Consider the following 17,359-nt stretch of genomic DNA (forward strand, 5'->3'; position numbering starts at 1 on the left):
GCGGTGTTGCGGCCGAAGGTGGACGCGGCGTGGAACCTGCACGAGCTCACCCGTGACATGGACCTGTCGGCGTTCGTGATGTTCTCCTCGGCCGCCGGAGTCTTCGGTGACGCGGGACAGGGCAACTACGCCGCCGCCAACGTCTTCCTGGACGCGCTGGCGGCGCACCGCAGGGCTCAGGGGCTGGCCGGGCTCTCGCTGGCCTGGGGCTTCTGGAACCAGCGCAGCGGCATGAGCGCCCATCTGGACGACACCGACATCGCGCGCATGGAGCAGTCCGGTGCCCGAGGCCTCTCCTCCGAGGAGGGGATCGCCCTGTTCGACGCGGCCCGCGCCTTCGACGAGGCGCTGCTCGTGCCGATCCACCTCGACCTCACCGCGCTGCGGGCAGGGTCCGCCGCGCCGCCGGCGTTGCTGCGAGGACTCGTCCGCACCCCGGCCCGCCGCGAGGTGACGGCGTCCGCCACCCCCGCGTCCGGCGGTGGCTCTCCCCTGCGACGGCAGCTGGAAGGACTCCCCGAGGCCGAGCGGGACCGCGTGCTCGTCTCGCTGGTCCGTACGCAGGCCGCCACCGTGCTCGGTCACACCGACGCCGACTCGGTGCCGCCGGGTCGCGCCTTCAGGGAACTGGGCTTCGACTCCCTCACCGCCATCGAACTGCGCAACCGGCTCAACACCGCCACCGGCCTGCGCCTGCCCGCCACCCTCGTCTTCGACTACCCGACCCCCGAGGCCCTGGCCGAGCACCTCAGGGGCAGACTGCTCGGAGCAGGAGTCTCCGCCGCGCACGCCGAGCCGCTCGCGCCGGTCTCGGCGGCCGCGGACGACGACCCCATCGTGATCGTCTCCATGAGCTGCCGCTACCCCGGCGGCATCGACTCGCCGGAGGCGCTGTGGCGGCTGCTGGCCGAGGGCGGGGAGGCCATCTCCGAGTTCCCCGCCAACCGGGGCTGGGACCTGGAGCGGCTCTTCGACCCCGACCCCGCCCGGCACGGCACCAGCTACGCGCGCGGCGGCGGCTTCATGCACGACGCGGGCGAGTTCGACGCGGGCTTCTTCGGTATCTCGCCGCGCGAGGCCCTCGCCACCGACCCGCAGCAGAGGCTGCTTCTTGAGGCGTCCTGGGAGGTGCTGGAGCGCGCGGGGATCGCCCCCGACGCGCTCAAGGGCAGCTCCACCGGCGTGTTCGTCGGAGCTTCGAGCACCGGATACGCCACCGGGCTGGCGAAACTGCCCGAGGGCGTCGAAGGCTACCTGCTCACCGGCAACTCCAGTTCGGTGATGTCCGGCAGGGTGGCCTACGTGCTCGGCCTGGAAGGCCCGGCCGTCACGGTGGACACCGCCTGCTCGTCGTCGCTGGTGGCACTCCACCTCGCCTGCGACTCCCTGCGACGGGGCGAGAGCACGCTCGCGCTGGCCGGCGGAGTGACGGTGGTCTCCACTCCCGAGCTCTTCGTGGAGTTCAGCCGTCAGCGCGGCCTCGCCCCCGACAGCCGGGTCAAGTCCTTCGCGGACGCCGCGGACGGCACGGTGTTCTCCGAGGGCGTCGGCATGGTCGTCCTGGAGCGGCTGTCGGACGCGCGTCGCAACGGTCATCCGGTGCTGGCGGTGGTGCGGGGCAGCGCGGTCAACCAGGACGGTGCCAGCAACGGCCTGTCGGCTCCGAACGGACCCTCCCAGCAGCGCGTCATCCGCCAGGCGCTCACCAACTCCCGTCTCGCGCCGTCGGACGTCGACGCGGTGGAGGCGCACGGCACCGGCACCACGCTCGGCGACCCGATCGAGGCCCAGGCGCTGCTCGCCACCTACGGTGAGGGCCGCTCCCCGGAGCGTCCGCTCCGGCTGGGCGCGATCAAGTCCAACATCGGCCACACCCAGTGCGCCGCCGGGGTCGCGGGCGTCATCAAGATGGTGCTCTCCATCCACAACGGCATGCTCCCGCGTACCCTCCACGTGGACGCGCCCACCTCCCACGTCGACTGGTCGGCGGGTGCGGTGTCGCTGCTCACCGAGGCCGTCGAGTGGCCGGAGAACGGCCACCCGCGCCGCGCGGGCGTGTCGGCCTTCGGTATCAGCGGTACCAACGCCCACGTCATCATCGAGCAGGCCCCCGCCCCCGCCCCCGTCGACACCGAGGCCGAGGTCGAAGAGGGGCTGCCGACTCCGGTGGCGGAGTTCGCCGGAGGGTTGCCGTTGCCGTTCGTGCTGTCGGCGCGCAGCGAGGAGGCGTTGGGCGCGCAGGCCGCGCGTCTGGCCGGGCACATCGAGGAGCGGCCGGAGGTCGGTCTGCTGGATGTGGCGTACTCGCTGGCGACGACGCGTGCTGCCCTCGATCATCGTGCGGTGGTGGTGGGCGGGGACCGTGGAAGTGTGGTGGCCGGGTTGTCGGCGGTAGCCGGTGGTTCGGGTGTGGTGCGGGGTCGGGTGGGTGATGGCCGGGTGGCGGTGTTGTTCACCGGTCAGGGCAGTCAGCGGGCCGGGATGGGCCGGGAGCTGTATGAGCGGTTCCCGGTGTTCGCGGCGGCGTTGGACGCGGTGATCGCCGAGCTGGATCCGCTGCTTGAGGGGTCGTTGCGTGAGGTGCTGTTCGCCGAGCCGGGTACAGCCGAGGCGGAGGCGCTGGACCAGACAGGGTGGGCGCAGCCGGCCCTGTTCGCGGTGGAGACGGCGTTGTTCCGGCTGGTGGAGTCCTGGGGAGTGGCGCCGGATGTGCTGGCGGGTCATTCGGTCGGGGAGATCGCGGCGGCTCATGTGGCGGGGGTGTTGTCGCTGGCGGACGCGTGTGCGTTGGTGGCGGGCCGGGCGCGGTTGATGCAGGCGCTTCCCTCCGGTGGGGCGATGGTGTCGGTGCGGGCCTCCGAGGAGCAGGTCGCCGGGCTGCTGGCCGGGCGCGAAGACCAGGTGTCCATCGCGGCCGTCAACGGTCCGACCTCGGTGGTGATCTCCGGTACCGAAGAGGCGGTGCTGGAAGTGACCGCCGCTCTGCGGGAACGGGAGATCAGGACGAAGCAGCTGCGGGTGTCGCACGCGTTCCATTCGCCGTTGATGGATCCGATGCTGGAGGAGTTCCGGGCGGTGGCGGCGACGCTGTCCTACGACCCGCCGCGGATTCCGATCGTGTCGACGTTGACGGGGGAGTCGGCCACGGCGGAGCGGTTGTGTTCGCCGGAGTACTGGGTGGAGCAGGTGCGTGGTGCGGTGCGGTTCGCCGATGGGGTGGGGGTGTTGGTTTCTGCGGGGGTGGAGACGTTCGTGGAGGTGGGGCCGGACGGGGTGTTGTCGGCGATGGGGCAGGAGTGCCTGGTCGGTGACGGGTCCGGTGGTGTTTCCGGCGATGGGTCTGCGGCGGCTGGTTCGGGGGTGGGGTCTGGGGCGGTGTTCGTGCCGGTGATGCGCCGGGATCGTGGTGAGGCCGCGGAGTTGGTCACGGCGTTGGGCGCCTTGCACGCGCGGGGGGTGGCCGTTGACTGGGAGGCGTTCTTCACCGACGCCGCCGCCACCGCCGCGTCCGTCGCTCCCGCCGAGGTGACCGCCGAGAGCGGCACGGCCACGGGTGCGGTCGCCGTGGACGGCGCCGTGGTGCGTGCGAGGAAGGCACGCAGGGTGGAGTTGCCGACGTACGCCTTCCAGCACCGCCACTACTGGCTCGAGACCGGTGACCTCACCGCCGACGCGTCCGGTTTCGGACAGGTGCCCGCCGAGCACCCCCTCCTCGGCGCGGTGGTGGCGTTGCCCGAGTCCGGCGGCGCCGTGCTGACCGGACGTGTCTCGCTGAGCAGCCATCCCTGGCTGGCCGACCACACCATCCTGAACACCGTCATCGTGCCGGGCACGGCCTTCGTCGAGCTCGCCGTCCGCGCGGGAACCCAGGTCGGCTGTGACACCGTCGAGGAACTCACCCTGGAGACCCCGCTGGTCCTTCCCGGCAGGGAGGGCGTCGCGCTCCAGGCGGTCGTGGGAGGCGCCGACGACTCCGGCCGCCGCCCGCTGTCGCTGTACTCGCGCACCGGTACGGGCGACGAGCCGTGGACCCGGCACGCCACCGGCCTCCTCGCGCCGTCCGCCCCGTCCGGCGACTTCGACCTCGGTGAGTGGCCACCGCCCGGCGCCGAGCCTGTCGAGCTCACCGGCCTCTACGAGCGGCTGGCCACCGAGGGGGCAGGTTACGGCCCGGCCTTCCAGGGGCTGCGCGCCGCCTGGCGACGGGGCGGCGAGGTGTTCGCCGAGGTCGCGCTGCCCGAGGGCGTCGCCGCCGACGCCGCGCTCTTCGGCGTCCACCCGGCCCTGCTGGACGCCGCGCTGCACGCCATCGAACTCGGCGAACCGGCCGAGCCCGGCAGGCCCGTCGAGCTGCCGTTCGCCTGGAACGGAGTCGCCCTGCACGCGACCGGCGCCTCGTCGGTGCGGGTGAGGGTCTCCAGGAACGGTTCCGACACCGCCTCGCTCCAGGTGGCCGACGGCACCGGTGCCCCGGTGGTCACCATCGGGTCGCTGGCCATGCGCCCGGTCTCCGGCGAAGGGCTCGGTGCCGCCCGCGACTCGCTGTACCGGGTGGACTGGACGGCGGTGCCCGTCGTCGAGGGCGGCGGAGAGTGGGTCGTCCTCGGGGCCGAGGACGACCGGCTGGGCCGGGCACTGCGCTCGGCGGGACTCGACGTCTCCTTCGTCGCGAACCTCGACGCGCTGCGCGCCATGCCCGTCAGGCCGAAGACCGTACTGGTCCCGGCCCTCTCCGGCGGGGACGGCGGTGCGGCGGAGACGGCGAGGACCGCGACACTGCGCACCCTGGACCTGCTCGGCACCTGGCTCGCCGACGACCGCCTCGCCGGGACCAGGCTGGCCGTGGTGACCCGCGGCGCGGTCAGGACCGGCTCCGGCGACGGCCCGCCCGACCTCGCGCAGGCTCCGCTGTGGGGTCTGGTCCGCGCGGCGCAGGCGGAGAATCCGGGCAGGTTCCTCCTCCTGGACGTGGACGGCTCCGACGACTCCCACCGCGCGCTGCCCGGCGTGCTGGACGTGGGCGAGTTCGAACTGGCACTGCGCGACGGCCTGGCCATGGTGCCGCGCCTGGCCAGGACCGGCTCGGCGGGCCTGCTGACACCACCGGCCGGCGAGGGAGCCTGGCGGCTGGAGGTGACCAGGCAGGGCACGCTGGACAACCTCGCGCTGTCCGCGTGCGACGCCCGTGATCGGCCGCTGGAGCCCGGCGAGGTGCGCGTGGCGATCCGTGCCGGCGGCCTGAACTTCCGCGATGTCATGATCACCCTCGGCATGTATCCCGGCCGGGCCGACCTGGGCGCGGACGCCGCCGGGGTGGTCACCGAGGTCGGGCCCGGGGTGGTCGGCCTCGCGCCCGGCGACCGCGTGATGGGCCTCGTCGACGCCTGCTTCGGCCCGTACGCGGTGGTCGACCACCGGATGGTCGTGCCGATCCCGGCGGGCTGGTCCTTCGCCGAGGCGGCGTCGGTGCCCGCCGTGTTCGCCACCGCCTACTACGGCCTCGTGGACCTGGCCGACCTCAAGGAAGGGGAGTCGGTGCTGGTCCACGCGGCGGCCGGTGGCGTCGGCATGGCGGCCGTCCAGCTCGCCGCCCACCTGGGCGCCGAGGTGTTCGGCACGGTGAGCGACGGCAAGCGGGACGCGCTGCGGGCCCTGGGCGTCCCCGACGACCGCATCGCCTCCTCCCGCGACCTGGACTTCAGGAGCCGCTTCCTGGAGGCCACCGGCGGCCGAGGCGTGGACGTCGTGCTCAACTCGCTGGCCCGGGAGTTCGTGGACGCCTCCTTGGACCTGCTGCCGCGCGGCGGCCGCTTCGCCGAGATGGGCAAGACCGACGTGCGATACCCGGAGGAGGTCGCGGCGCAACATCCCGGAGTCGCCTACCGGGCGTTCGACCTCTCCGACGCCGGTCCCGACCGGACCGCGGAGATCCTGGCCGAGCTGGTCCGGCTTTTCGAACAGGGTGTGCTCACCCCGCCGCCGATCCGCACCTGGGACGTACGCCGCGCGCCCGAGGCGTTCCGGTTCATGGCGCAGGCCAGGCACGTCGGCAAGCTCGTGCTCACCGTGCCCGCGCCGCTCGACGGGAACGGCACGGTGCTCGTCACCGGCGGCACCGGCGGCCTCGGCGCCCTCGTCGCGAGGCACCTCGTCACCGGTCACGGAGCCCGTCACCTCGTACTCGCCGGTCGGCGGGGCATCGACGCCCCGGGTGCCGAGCGGCTCCGCGACGAACTGACCGGGCTCGGAGCCGAGGTCACCGTCGCCTCGTGCGACGTCTCCGACAGGGAGGCCCTGGCCGCGCTTCTGGGCGACCTGCCCGGCGGCCGCCCGCTCACCGCGGTCGTCCACACGGCCGGAGTCGTGGCCGACGGTGTCGTCGGGTCGCTCTCGCCCGGCCAGGTCGACACGGTCTGGCGGCCGAAATCCGACGCGGCCTGGCACCTGCACGAGCTCACCCGCGGACTCGACCTGTCCGCGTTCGTGCTCTTCTCCTCCTCGGCGGGCACGCTGGACGGTGCCGGGCAGGGCAACTACGCGGCGGCGAACGCCTTCCTGGACGCGCTGGCCGAGCACAGAAGGTCCGCGGGCCTGCCCGCGGTCTCCCTCGCCTGGGGTATGTGGGCACCCGAGATCGGCGGCATGACGGCACAGCTCGGCGAGACCGACCTGCGCCGGCTGCGTGCCTCCGGCCTGCTGCCGCTCACGGCCGAGGCCGGGATGGCGCTGCTCGACCGGTCGCTCGACTTCGGGGAGGCCACCCTGGTCCCCATCCGGCTGGATCTGACGGCCCAGCGCTCACGGGCCGAGGCGCTTCCGGCGATGCTCCGCGGTCTGGTCACCACCAGGACTCGCCGGGCGGTCCGCGAGGCGGCTTCGGCCCCGGTCGAACAGTCGTTGCGGCAGCGGCTGGAGTCGCTGTCGGCCACCGGCCGCGACCGCCTGCTGCTGGACCTGGTGCGCACCCACGTCGCCGCGGTCCTCGGACACCTGGACGGTGACGCGGTCGATCCGCTCAGGCCGTTCAAGGAGCTGGGTTTCGACTCGCTGACCGCTGTGGAGCTCCGTAACCGGCTCGGTGCCGCCACCGGCGTGCGGCTGCCCGCGACCCTCATCTTCGACTACCCGACCCTGGCCTCGGTCGCCGACCACATCAGGACCGAACTCGTCGCCGACGAGCCGCCCGCGGCGACGCTGGAGGCGGAGCTCGCCAGGCTCGAACACGCGATGGAGACCGCGGCGCCCGACCCGGTGGAGCACGAGAGGATCACCGGCCGGCTGCGCGCGCTCACCTCCAGATGGATCGAGACACACCGGAGGGAGGCGACGACGACCGGCGGGACCGAGCTGGAGTCGGCGACCGCGGACGAACTGTTCGACATCCTCGACAGTGAGCTGTGACGGGCTTCGACCTGGGATGGACTCCTCGCGCCCCGCGCGGGGAGGTCCTGCCCCGGGACATCCGGTCCCTCACCGCCACCCGTCGCAGGGATGAGCCGTATGGCCCCTCCGGCCGATGTGCCGACTATCGCCCGCTGATTACGCTTCGGCCTATGGACAGCGAAGGGATCCGCGCGGAGAGTCAGGAAGTCGAGGAGATCGTCCGGCTCGACTCGGTGCAGAAGACCTACCGGAGCGGAGCGGACGTCGTCGTCGCTCTGGGAGGTGTGACGATCGGCTGCCCTCGCGGCAGCCTCACCGCGATCATCGGGCCGTCCGGGTCGGGCAAGAGCACGCTGCTGCAGTGCGCGGCCGGGCTCGACAGGCCGACCTCGGGAACGGTGACCCTGGAGGGGAGGGAGCTGAACGGGCTCGACGAGGCGGCGCTGACGGAGTTGCGCCGTGAACGGATCGGCTTCATCTGCCAGAAGTTCAACCTGCTGCCCGCGCTGGACGTTGAGGAGAACGTCGTCCTGCCCCTCTCCCTGGCGGGCAGGGCCGCCGACCCCTCGCTGCTCGCCGAGGTGATGCGCAGGGTCGGGCTGGCCGACAGGACGCGCCACCGGCCGTACGAACTCTCCCCGGGACAGCGCCAGCGGGCCGCCATCGCCCGTGCCCTGGTCACCCGCCATCCGGTGATCTTCGCCGACGAGCCGACCGGCGCGTTGGACGCCCGCGCCACCGAGAGTGTCCTCGGGCTGCTCCAGGAGGCCGTGCACGAGGGCGGCCGGACCGTCGTCATGGCCAGCCACGACCCGCTGATCGCCTCCTACGCCGATCGCGTCGTCTTCCTCGCCGACGGCCGCGTCGTCGACGAGCGGAGCCTGCCGATGGACAGGGCGGTGGTCCAGAGGATGTCGCACCTCGGCATCTGGGACAGGCCACCGAGGCCAGAAGAGGGGAACGTCGGCTGATGTGGCGCCTCGCCCTGCGCACGCTGTCCTTCCGCAAGGATGTCTTCGCCGCCGTCTTCACCGCGATGCTCCTCGGTGCCGTGATCGTCTCGGCTGCCGGTGCGCTGATGGAGACCGGCCTCCGAGGGAAGGTGCCGCCCCAGCGCCTGGCGGGGGCGCCGATCGTGATAGTCGGTGACCCGTCCTATCCGCTGCCCAAAGCCGACCTCCGGGACGAGGACACCGAGTGGACGCGGTTGACCGAACGCGTGCGGCTCGGTGTCGGCCTGCTCGACACCCTGAGGGCCGTGCCCGGGGTGGACCGGGTGATCGGTGACCTGTCGTTTCCCGCCACGATCCTGCTGGGGAATCGGCCGGCGGGCGTCGGGCACGACTGGAGCTCCGCCCGGCTCGCGCCGTACGAGCTGAGTGCCGGCACGCCGCCCGGAGGTTCGGGGGAGGTGGTGCTCGACGCCACGCTGGCCCGGCGTTCCGGTGCCCGGGTGGGAGACCGGGTCGAGGTCGCGGTCGGCGGCGTCGCCGGGACCTACCGGGTCACCGGTGTCGCCGCGCCCGCGGACGGTCGCGCGATCACCGAGGCCGCGATGTTCTTCTCCGCGTCCGACGCCCGGCGCCTGGCCGGGCACCCCGGCACCGTCGACGCCGCCGCGGTCCTGCCCGCCCGGGGGATCGACGCCGGGGTGCTCCGCCCGCGGATCCAGGCCGCGCTGCACGGTCACATGGCGACGGCTCTGGTCGGTGACGACCGCGGACTGGCCGAGTTCCCCGAGGGCAGGGACGGCGGCGAGAACCTCGTCGTCATCTCCGGGGTGACTGCGGGGACGACGCTCCTGGTCGCCGCACTCGTCGTGGCGGGCACCCTCGGCATGTCGGTCGAGCACCGCAGCCGGGAGATGGCGCTGCTGAAGGTGATGGGCACGTCCCCGGCGCGGATCCGGCGCATGGTGTTCAGCGAGGGGATGACGGTCTCCGCGCTCGCCGTCGTGCCGGGCTGCCTGCTCGGTCCCTACCTCGGACACTGGTTGTTCGGGCGGTTGGTGGCCGACGGGCTGGTCCCCGAGGTCATGCCGTTCCAGCAGAGCTGGATCCCGGTCCTGGCCGCCATCGCGACGTGCCTGCTCGCCGCGGCGGCGGCGGTGTTCCTTCCGGCGAGGCGGGCGTCGATGATCCCGGCCGTCGAGCCGCCCGCCGGCACCGTGCCCCGGCGGCGGCCGCTCGGCCTGGTGCGGTCGGCGATCGCGCTGGTCTGCCTCGCCGGCGGCGCGGCGCTCGCCGTCTCGGCGGCGGTGGCGTCCCGCCCACCCGGGGTGATCTCCGTCTGTCTCACCGTGATCGCGCTCTCCGTCGGGCTGACCCTGGTCGCCCCTCGTATGACGGTGGCGATGACCGAGGCCCTGCGCCGGCCGGTCCGTGCGGTCTTCGGTCAGCCTGGACACCTCGCCATCCTCAACACCCGCGCGCGGACCGTCCGGGTGGCCGCCGCGGCCACGCCCATCATGCTCGTCACGGGAATCGCCCTGGCCAACGTCTACCTTCAGGTGTCCCCGGCGGGTGTGGCCGAGCGCGCGTACGTCAGGGACCTGCGCGCCGACGTCGTGCTCACCGCGCAGACCGGCGGCCTGGCCACCGACCTGCTCGGCCGGGTCCGGTCGATCCCGGGTGTCGCGGGAGCCTCGGAGTTCGTGACCGGCACCGTGTTCCTGGAGAGCCCGTACGACGCCTGGCAGGGCGAGGACGGATGGCCGGCCCGGGGGATCACCGCGGAGGGCGCCGAGCACGTCATGAAGCTCAGGCTCACCGCCGGTACGCTCACCGGGCTGCGCGGGCACAGCGTCGCGCTGGCCGAGGGGCACGCCCGGCAACTCGGCCGCGGTCTCGGCGACACGGTCAGGATCCGCCTGGGCGACGGACACGCGGCCGAGTTGAGGGTGGTCGCGCTGCTGTCGGCGAAGGCGGGTGCCGAGACGGTCCTGATGCCGGCCGACCTGCTGGCACAGCACACCACGGCCGGCCTGCCGCCCCAGATCCTCGTGCGCGCGGTCTCGGACGGAGACGTCCCCCGGGTGGCCGCGACCCTGGCCGGAGTGGCGCGAGCCGTGCCGGGGCTGCGGGTGAGCGGCGACGACGTGTTGTCCGGCCCGCACACCGAGCGGGAACGGACGCGGGCATGGGTGAACCACCTGCTCATCGGGACGACACTCGCCTTCGTCGTGATCTCGGTGATCAGCACCCAGGCGGCGGGCGCGGTACGGCGGCGCAGGGAGTTCAGGCTGCAACGGCTGATCGGCTCCAGCCGGGGGCAGATCCTGCGGATGATGGGCGTCGAGGGGGTCCTGGTCGCCGTCATCGGCGTCGTGCTCGGCACCGTGTGCTTCGTGCCCTTGCTGCTGCCCTTCACCATCGCGGTCAACGGCTCCCCGCTTCCCTCAGGACCGGTGTGGCTCTACGTCATCGTGGTCTGCTCCGTCGGCCTGTCCGCGCTCATGGGAGCCCTGTCGCCCGCGTGGATCGTCACCCGTCCCCGCCGCGTCCGCTCCGCCGACTCCGGGGGCTCCTAGCGGGTCACGGGTCGCCGGATACCGGCGCCTGCCCTCCCCTCGGCCGGCCCGCGTGGCCCCGGTCGCGAGGGGCCGTCGCACGCGATGTTCCAGCCGGGGTTCACCGTCCGGTCCACCGGCTAGGGGAGGGGGCACGACACCCCCTCCCTTCGCCGTTCCGGCACGTCTCCACATGCTCTGACCTGGTCGTGCCGCCGACGGCCGCCCCGGAAGCCGGGGTTCTCCTCAGGGGAGGCTGAGGGGTGCGCTAGGGGTCGGTTTCATCGCACCCACATAGGTAGCGTGCTACTTGGTTCGGCATGGAAAACGGCGGACAGCAGTTTTCCCCACCTTCTGGAATCGGTGCGGGTTACCCGTGACCGCGAAGCACGAAGACGAATTCGCTGATCTCGCGGTAGGCAGTCTGATCTCGTTTGAATGAAATCCGGAGGAAATCTTCATGCGTGTCCTGTTCACCCTGCACGCCGCGAACGCCCATCTCTTTCTGGTGGTGCCGATCGCGTGGGCGCTGAAGGCCGCGGGCCACGAGGTGATCGTCGCCACCCAGCCGGACATCCTCGACGAGGTCACCCGGACCGGCCTGACCGCGGTATCGGTGGGTGAGATGTCCAACGTGGCCGAGCGGCTCGCGACCGTCCCCGCCGACCAGCAGATCTTCGGTTCCGGCTACGACATCGCCGAGGAGCGGCCCGACGTCCTCACCTACGAGTACGTGCGCGACTGCATGGCCTCCTTCGCCTCACCCCTCGCGCTGGATTTCATCACGGACGAGTCGATGTACGACGACCTCGTCGCCTTCTGCCGCCACTGGCGTCCCGACCTGGTGGTCTGGGACTCGATCACCTTCCCCGGCCCGGTGGCGGCCCGGGCCTGCGGAGCCGCGCACGTCCGGTCGACCTTCGGCAGGGACCACTGGGGGCGGATGCGCTCGCTGTTCCTGCGGTTGAGGGAGACGCGGCCGGGGCACCCCGTCGAGGACCCGGTGGCCGACTGGGTGACCGCGAAGCTGGCGAGGTACGGCTGCGAATTCCACGAGGACACCATTCTGGGCCAGGCCACCGTCGACTCGATGCCGGTCTGGACGCGCTTTCCCGTCGAGCACGACTACCTGCCCGTCCGTTTCGTCCCCTACAACGGTCCCGCCGTCCTCCCGGACTGGCTGCGCGAGGCCGGGTCCGGGCGGCCCCGGGTCTGCTTCACCCTCGGCGTGTCGGGGCGCGAGGTGTGGGGCGGGAACGGCAGCATCGGAGCCGCCGACCTGTTCGAGGCCGTGGCCGACCTCGACCTCGAACTGGTCGCCACCCTCAACGCCGCCCAGCTCGATCCGGGGGAGAAGGTTCCGGACAACGTGCGGATCGTCGACTACGTCCCGCTCAACTCCCTGCTGCCGGGTTGCGCGGCGATCGTCCATCACGGTGGCACCGGGACGTTCGGGACCGCGATCGCGCACGGGATTCCGCAGCTCGTCGTCCCCGCGAAACTCTACGACGAGGCGGGCATGGCCCGGCGGCTGGCCGCCGAGGGCGCGGGCCTCGTCCTTGAGCCGGAGGAGCTCTCGGCGCGGACGCTCAGGGAGAACCTGCTGCGCCTGATCGACGAGCCGTCGTTCAGGGAGAACGCGACCCGGCTCAGGGACATCGCCGAGGCCACCCCGGCCCCGCACGATCTCGTACGCGACCTGGAAGAGCTGGTCGCCCGCCACCGGGCGGAGAACGGCGAGCCGACGCCGGCCGGCTGAGGTTCGCCCGCGATTCACCGGAACGCCGAACACGGGCCGCCCCGCGACGCGAGCGCCCTTTTCCTTTACGCCTCGACCCGAGACGCACGGTTCGACCGGGCGAGGCCCCCGAACGGTCTGACAGGGGTGACGTGGTGGAGAACGACGGCAAACTTCTCGACTATCTGCGGCGGGCGACGACCGATCTGCGGGAGGTCAGGCAGAGGCTGCGAGAGGCCGAGCGCAGGGAGACCGAGCCCATCGCGATCATCGGGATGAGCTGCCGGTTCCCCGGGGGAGTGGACAGTCCGGAGGCGCTGTGGCGGCTGCTGGCCGAGGGCGGCGACGCCATCTCGTCGTTCCCCGAGGACCGTGGCTGGGACGTCGACGACCTCTACGACCCCGACGCGGACCGTCCGGGCAAGAGCTACACGCGCTCGGGCGGCTTCCTCTACGACGCGGCGGGGTTCGACCCGGCCTTCTTCGGGATCAACCCCCGGGAGGCGGTGGCGATGGACCCCCAGCAGCGACTGCTGCTGGAGACCGCCTGGGAGGCGTTCGAGGACGCGGGGATCGACCCGCTGTCCGCGCGGGGCAGTGCCGTCGGCGTCTACGCGGGGGTGATCTACCACGACTACGGTTCCAGGGCCCGCGTCGTCCCCGACGAACTCGGCGGCTACATCGGCAACGGCAGCGACGGCAGTGTCGCCTCCGGACGGGTCGCCTACGTGCTCGGCCTGGAGGGGCCCGCGGTCTCGGTGGACACCGCGTGCTCCTCGTCCCTGGTGGCGCTGCATCTTGGCGTCCAGGCACTGCGTCAGGGCGAGTGCTCGATGGTGCTGACCGGCGGCGTGACGGTCATGTCCACGCCGAGCACCTTCGTGGAGTTCAGCCGCCAGCGGGGCCTCGCCCCCGACGGCCGGTGCAAGGCCTACGCCGCCGCGGCGGACGGCACCGGCTGGGGTGAAGGCGTGGGCATGCTCCTGATGGAACGCCTCTCGGACGCCCAGCGCGCCGGACACCCGATCCTGGCGGTCATCCGCGGCTCGGCGATCAACCAGGACGGCGCCAGCAGCGGGCTGACCGCGCCGAACGGACCCGCACAGCAGCGGGTCATCCGCCAGGCGCTGGCCAACGCGCGTCTGTCGGCCGCCCAGATCGACGCCGTCGAGGGGCACGGCACCGGCACCGGCCTCGGCGATCCGATCGAGGCGCAGGCGCTGCTCGCCACGTACGGACGGGAACGCCCCGAGGGCAGGCCGCTCCGCCTGGGCTCGATCAAGTCGAACATCGGCCACACGCAGGGGGCCGCGGGCGTCGCCGGCGTGATCAAGATGGTGCTGGCGATGCGGCACGGAGTCCTGCCCCGCACCCTGCACGTGGACGAGCCCTCACCGCACGTCGACTGGTCGGCCGGTGACGTCACGCTGCTGACCGAGGCCGAGACCTGGGAGAACGGCGGCGCCCCGCGCAGAGCCGGCGTCTCCTCCTTCGGGGTGAGCGGCACCAACGCGCACGTCATCCTGGAGGAGGCGCCACCGCCTGCGCCGGAGGCCGCGGACGGTACGGAGCACGCGGGCGGTACGGACACGGACGGCGCCGTCGCCGGCGGGTACGGCCCACCCCTCGTGGTGCCCTGGGTGATCTCGGGAAAGGGCGAGGAGGCGCTGCGCGCCCAGGCGGAACGCCTCGCGGCGCACGTGGACGCCGACGCCGGGCTGTCGCCGGTCGACGTCGGGCACGCCGCCGTCACCTCCCGCGCGGCCTTCCCGCATCGCGCCGTGGTGGTCGGCACCGGCCGAGCCGACCTGCTGGCGGGCGTGCGCGCCGTCGCCGGACACGACGCCGCGCCGAACGTCGTGCGCGGCGTCGCGGTCCCCGACCCGAAAGTGGTGTTCGTCTTCCCCGGGCAGGGAGCGGCGTGGGCGGGGATGGCCGTCGAGCTGATGGACTCCTCACCGGTGTTCGCCACCCGGATGGCCGAGTGCGCCGACGCGCTCGCGACGTTCGTCGACTGGAAGCTCGTGGAGGTGCTGCGCGGCGAGCCGGGCGCGCCGCCGCTGGGACGGGTGGACGTGGTGCAGCCCGCGCTGTGGGCCGTCATGGTCTCGCTGGCCGAGCTGTGGCGCTCGTACGGTGTCGAACCCGACGCCGTCGTCGGCCACTCGCAGGGAGAGGTCGCCGCCGCCTGCGTGGCGGGCGCTCTGTCGCTGGAGGACGGCGCCCGGGTGGTCGCGCTCCGCAGCCTCGCCATCGGCGAGGAGTTGTCCGGCCACGGGGAGATGATGGCGGTCTCGCTCCCGGCCGAGCGGATGCGGGAACTGCTGGCACCCTGGGGCGACCGCGTGGCGGTGGCCGCGGTGAACGGTCCCGGATCCGTGGTGCTCTCCGGCGAGACGGAGGCCCTGGACGAGCTGCTGGAACGGCTGGTGGCCGACGGCGTCCGCGCCAGGAAGATCCCCGTCGACTATCCGTCGCACTCGGCGTACGTGGAGCCGCTCAGGGAGCGGATCCTGGCCGACCTGGAGGGGATCGCCCCCGGGTCGGCGGGAGTGCCCTTCTACTCCACGGTGACCGGCGAGCCGATCGACACCGCGGGACTCGACGCCGGTTACTGGTACACCAACCTCAGGCGGCAGGTGCGCTTCGAGGAGGCCACCCACGCGCTGGTGCGGGATGGGCACGCTCTGTTCATCGAGATCGGCCCCCACCCGGTGCTCACCGTGGGCGTCCAGGAGAGCGTGGAGGCCATGGAGGTCGCAGCCGGTACCGCGGTCGCCGTCGGCTCCCTGCGGCGCGACGAGGGCGGCATGAACCGGTTCGTCACCTCGCTGGCCGAGGCGTACGCGCACGGGGCGCCGGTGAACTGGGAACCGCTGTTCGCCCCCCACGACCCTCGCCCGGTGAAGCTCCCCACGTACGCCTTCCAGCGTGAGCGGTACTGGCTGGACGCCACCGACGCGATCGACCTGGCGTCCACCGGCCTGACCGCGGCCGGTCACCCGCTGCTCGGCGCGGCGGTGACCTCGGCGGGAACCGGCGAGGTCCTGCTGACCGGGCGGCTGTCGACGCGCACGCACCCCTGGCTCGCCGACCACGCCGTGGCGGGCACCGTGCTGCTGCCGGGTACGGCGTTCGTGGAGCTGGCGATGCGTGCCGGTGACCGGGTGGGGTGCGGGACGGTGGACGAGCTGACGCTTGAGGCGCCGCTGCCGCTGAGAGAGGGCGGCGTGCAGGTGCAGGTGTCGGTGGGGGCGTCGGACGAGACGGGCCGCCGCCCGGTCGCCGTGCACTCCCGCCCGGAGGACGCAGGCGACGAGGCGGACGCGCCCTGGACCCGGCACGCCACGGGTTTCCTCGTCGCCGACCTCCCCGCAGACCCCTTCGACCTGGCCGAGTGGCCTCCGGCGGGTGCGACGGCACTGGAGGTGGACGGCCTGTACGAGCGGCTGGCCGACCAGGGATACGAGTACGGCCCGCTGTTCCAGGGGCTGCGGGCGGCCTGGCGACGCGGTGAGGAGATCTTCGCCGAGGTCGCCCTCCCCCAGGACGCGCGAGGAGAGGCGGGGAGGTTCGCCCTGCACCCGGCGCTGCTGGACGCCGCCCTGCACGCCGAGGCACTGCTGGAGGGCGGGTCCGGCGAGGTGAGCCTGCCGTTCGCCTGGTCCGGCGTCTCCCTGCACGCCGAGGGTGCCGCCGAGCTGAGGGTGCGCCTGTCGCCCGCCGGCACCGACACGGTCTCGCTCCGGCTCGCCGACGTCTCGGGGAGCCCGGTGGCGTCCGTGGAGTCCCTGCTGTCGCGCCCCCTCCCGGCGGACCGGCTCTCCGCGGCGGCCGACGCCCGCCGCGACTCCCTCTTCCGGGTGGACTGGACGGTGCCGCCACTCGCCGAGATCCCCGCCGGGCAGCGGTACGCGGTGCTGGGCGCCGACGGGATCGGGCTGGCCGAGGCACTGCGCGCGACCGGTGCGCAGGTCGAGGAGTTCGAGGACCTGGGGTCGTCGTCGGCCTCCGAGGTCGTGCCGGATCTGGTGTTCGTCCCCTTCCCGCCTTCCGAGGGGCAGGAGAACGGAGACGTCGCGGCTCGGGTACGGACGACGACGCACCGGGCGCTGGGGCTGGTGCGGGAGTGGCTCGCCGAGGAGCGGTTCGGGTCGGCGCGGCTGGTGGTGGTGACCAGGGGCGCGGCCGCCGTGCACGGCGACGACGTCACCGACCTGGCGGGCGCCGCGGCCCTTGGCCTGCTGCGCGCCGCCCAGGCGGAGAACCCGGGCCGCCTCCTGCTGGTGGACCTCGACGAGAGCCCCGTTTCCGGTACGGCGTTGCTCAGCGCGACGACCCCGGACGAGCCGCAGGTGGCCGTACGGGACGGAAAGGCGTGGGCGCCGCGCCTGGCGCGGGCGGCTGGTGGGGACGGGCTCGCGGTGCCGGCGGGGGTGGCCGAGTGGCGGCTGGACGCGCCGGTCAAGGGGAGCCTGTCGGACCTGGCGCTGGTCCCGCACCCCGCGTCCGGCAGGGCGCTGGAGCCGGGCGAGGTGCGGATCTCCGTCCGCGCCGCCGGGATGAACTTCCGCGACGTCGTCGTGGCGCTCGGCATGGTGCCCGAGCGCGATGTGCCGATGGGAGGCGAGGCCTCCGGCGTGGTGCTTGAGGTCGGTGCCGGGGTGGACGACCTGGCGCCGGGTGACCGGGTCTTCGGTCTGCTGGACGGCGCGTTCGGCCCGGTGGGG

The 17,359-nt window shown here is 73.2% G+C and carries 5 protein-coding genes; all 5 read left to right on the top strand.

Annotated features, from left to right (window positions below):
* The first annotated feature begins 3 nt into the window (after positions 1-3).
* Positions 4-7,401 (top strand): SDR family NAD(P)-dependent oxidoreductase, encoded by a 7,398-nt coding sequence (locus ABT352_RS40345; RefSeq protein ID WP_350950358.1) that lies wholly within the window; start codon positions 4-6, stop codon positions 7,399-7,401.
* A 152-nt stretch (positions 7,402-7,553) separates the two neighbouring features.
* Positions 7,554-8,354, top strand: a complete 801-nt coding sequence (locus ABT352_RS40350; protein ID WP_350950354.1) for an ABC transporter ATP-binding protein — start codon at positions 7,554-7,556, stop codon at positions 8,352-8,354.
* On the top strand, positions 8,354-10,912 hold the full coding sequence (locus ABT352_RS40355) for an ABC transporter permease (protein WP_350950355.1): 2,559 nt from the start codon (positions 8,354-8,356) through the stop codon (positions 10,910-10,912). The genes ABT352_RS40350 and ABT352_RS40355 overlap by 1 nt, the downstream gene beginning before the upstream one ends.
* A gap of 439 nt (positions 10,913-11,351) precedes the next feature.
* On the top strand, positions 11,352-12,650 hold the full coding sequence (locus tag ABT352_RS40360; RefSeq protein WP_350950356.1) for an activator-dependent family glycosyltransferase: 1,299 nt from the start codon (positions 11,352-11,354) through the stop codon (positions 12,648-12,650).
* A 131-nt stretch (positions 12,651-12,781) separates the two neighbouring features.
* On the top strand, positions 12,782-17,359 hold a 4,578-nt coding region (locus ABT352_RS40365), incomplete at its 3' end, for a beta-ketoacyl synthase N-terminal-like domain-containing protein (protein WP_350950357.1).

The sequence above is a fragment of the Streptosporangium sp. NPDC000563 genome (assembly GCF_040299985.1).
Lineage (GTDB): Bacteria > Actinomycetota > Actinomycetes > Streptosporangiales > Streptosporangiaceae > Streptosporangium.

Bases quoted from the DNA above. Each gene is read 5' to 3' on its own strand.
- ABT352_RS40350 (WP_350950354.1), top strand. From the start codon at position 7,554: ATGGACAGCGAAGGGATCCGCGCGGAGAGTCAGGAAGTCGAGGAGATC.
- ABT352_RS40360 (WP_350950356.1), top strand. From the start codon at position 11,352: ATGCGTGTCCTGTTCACCCTGCACGCCGCGAACGCCCATCTCTTTCTG.
- ABT352_RS40355 (WP_350950355.1), top strand. From the start codon at position 8,354: ATGTGGCGCCTCGCCCTGCGCACGCTGTCCTTCCGCAAGGATGTCTTC.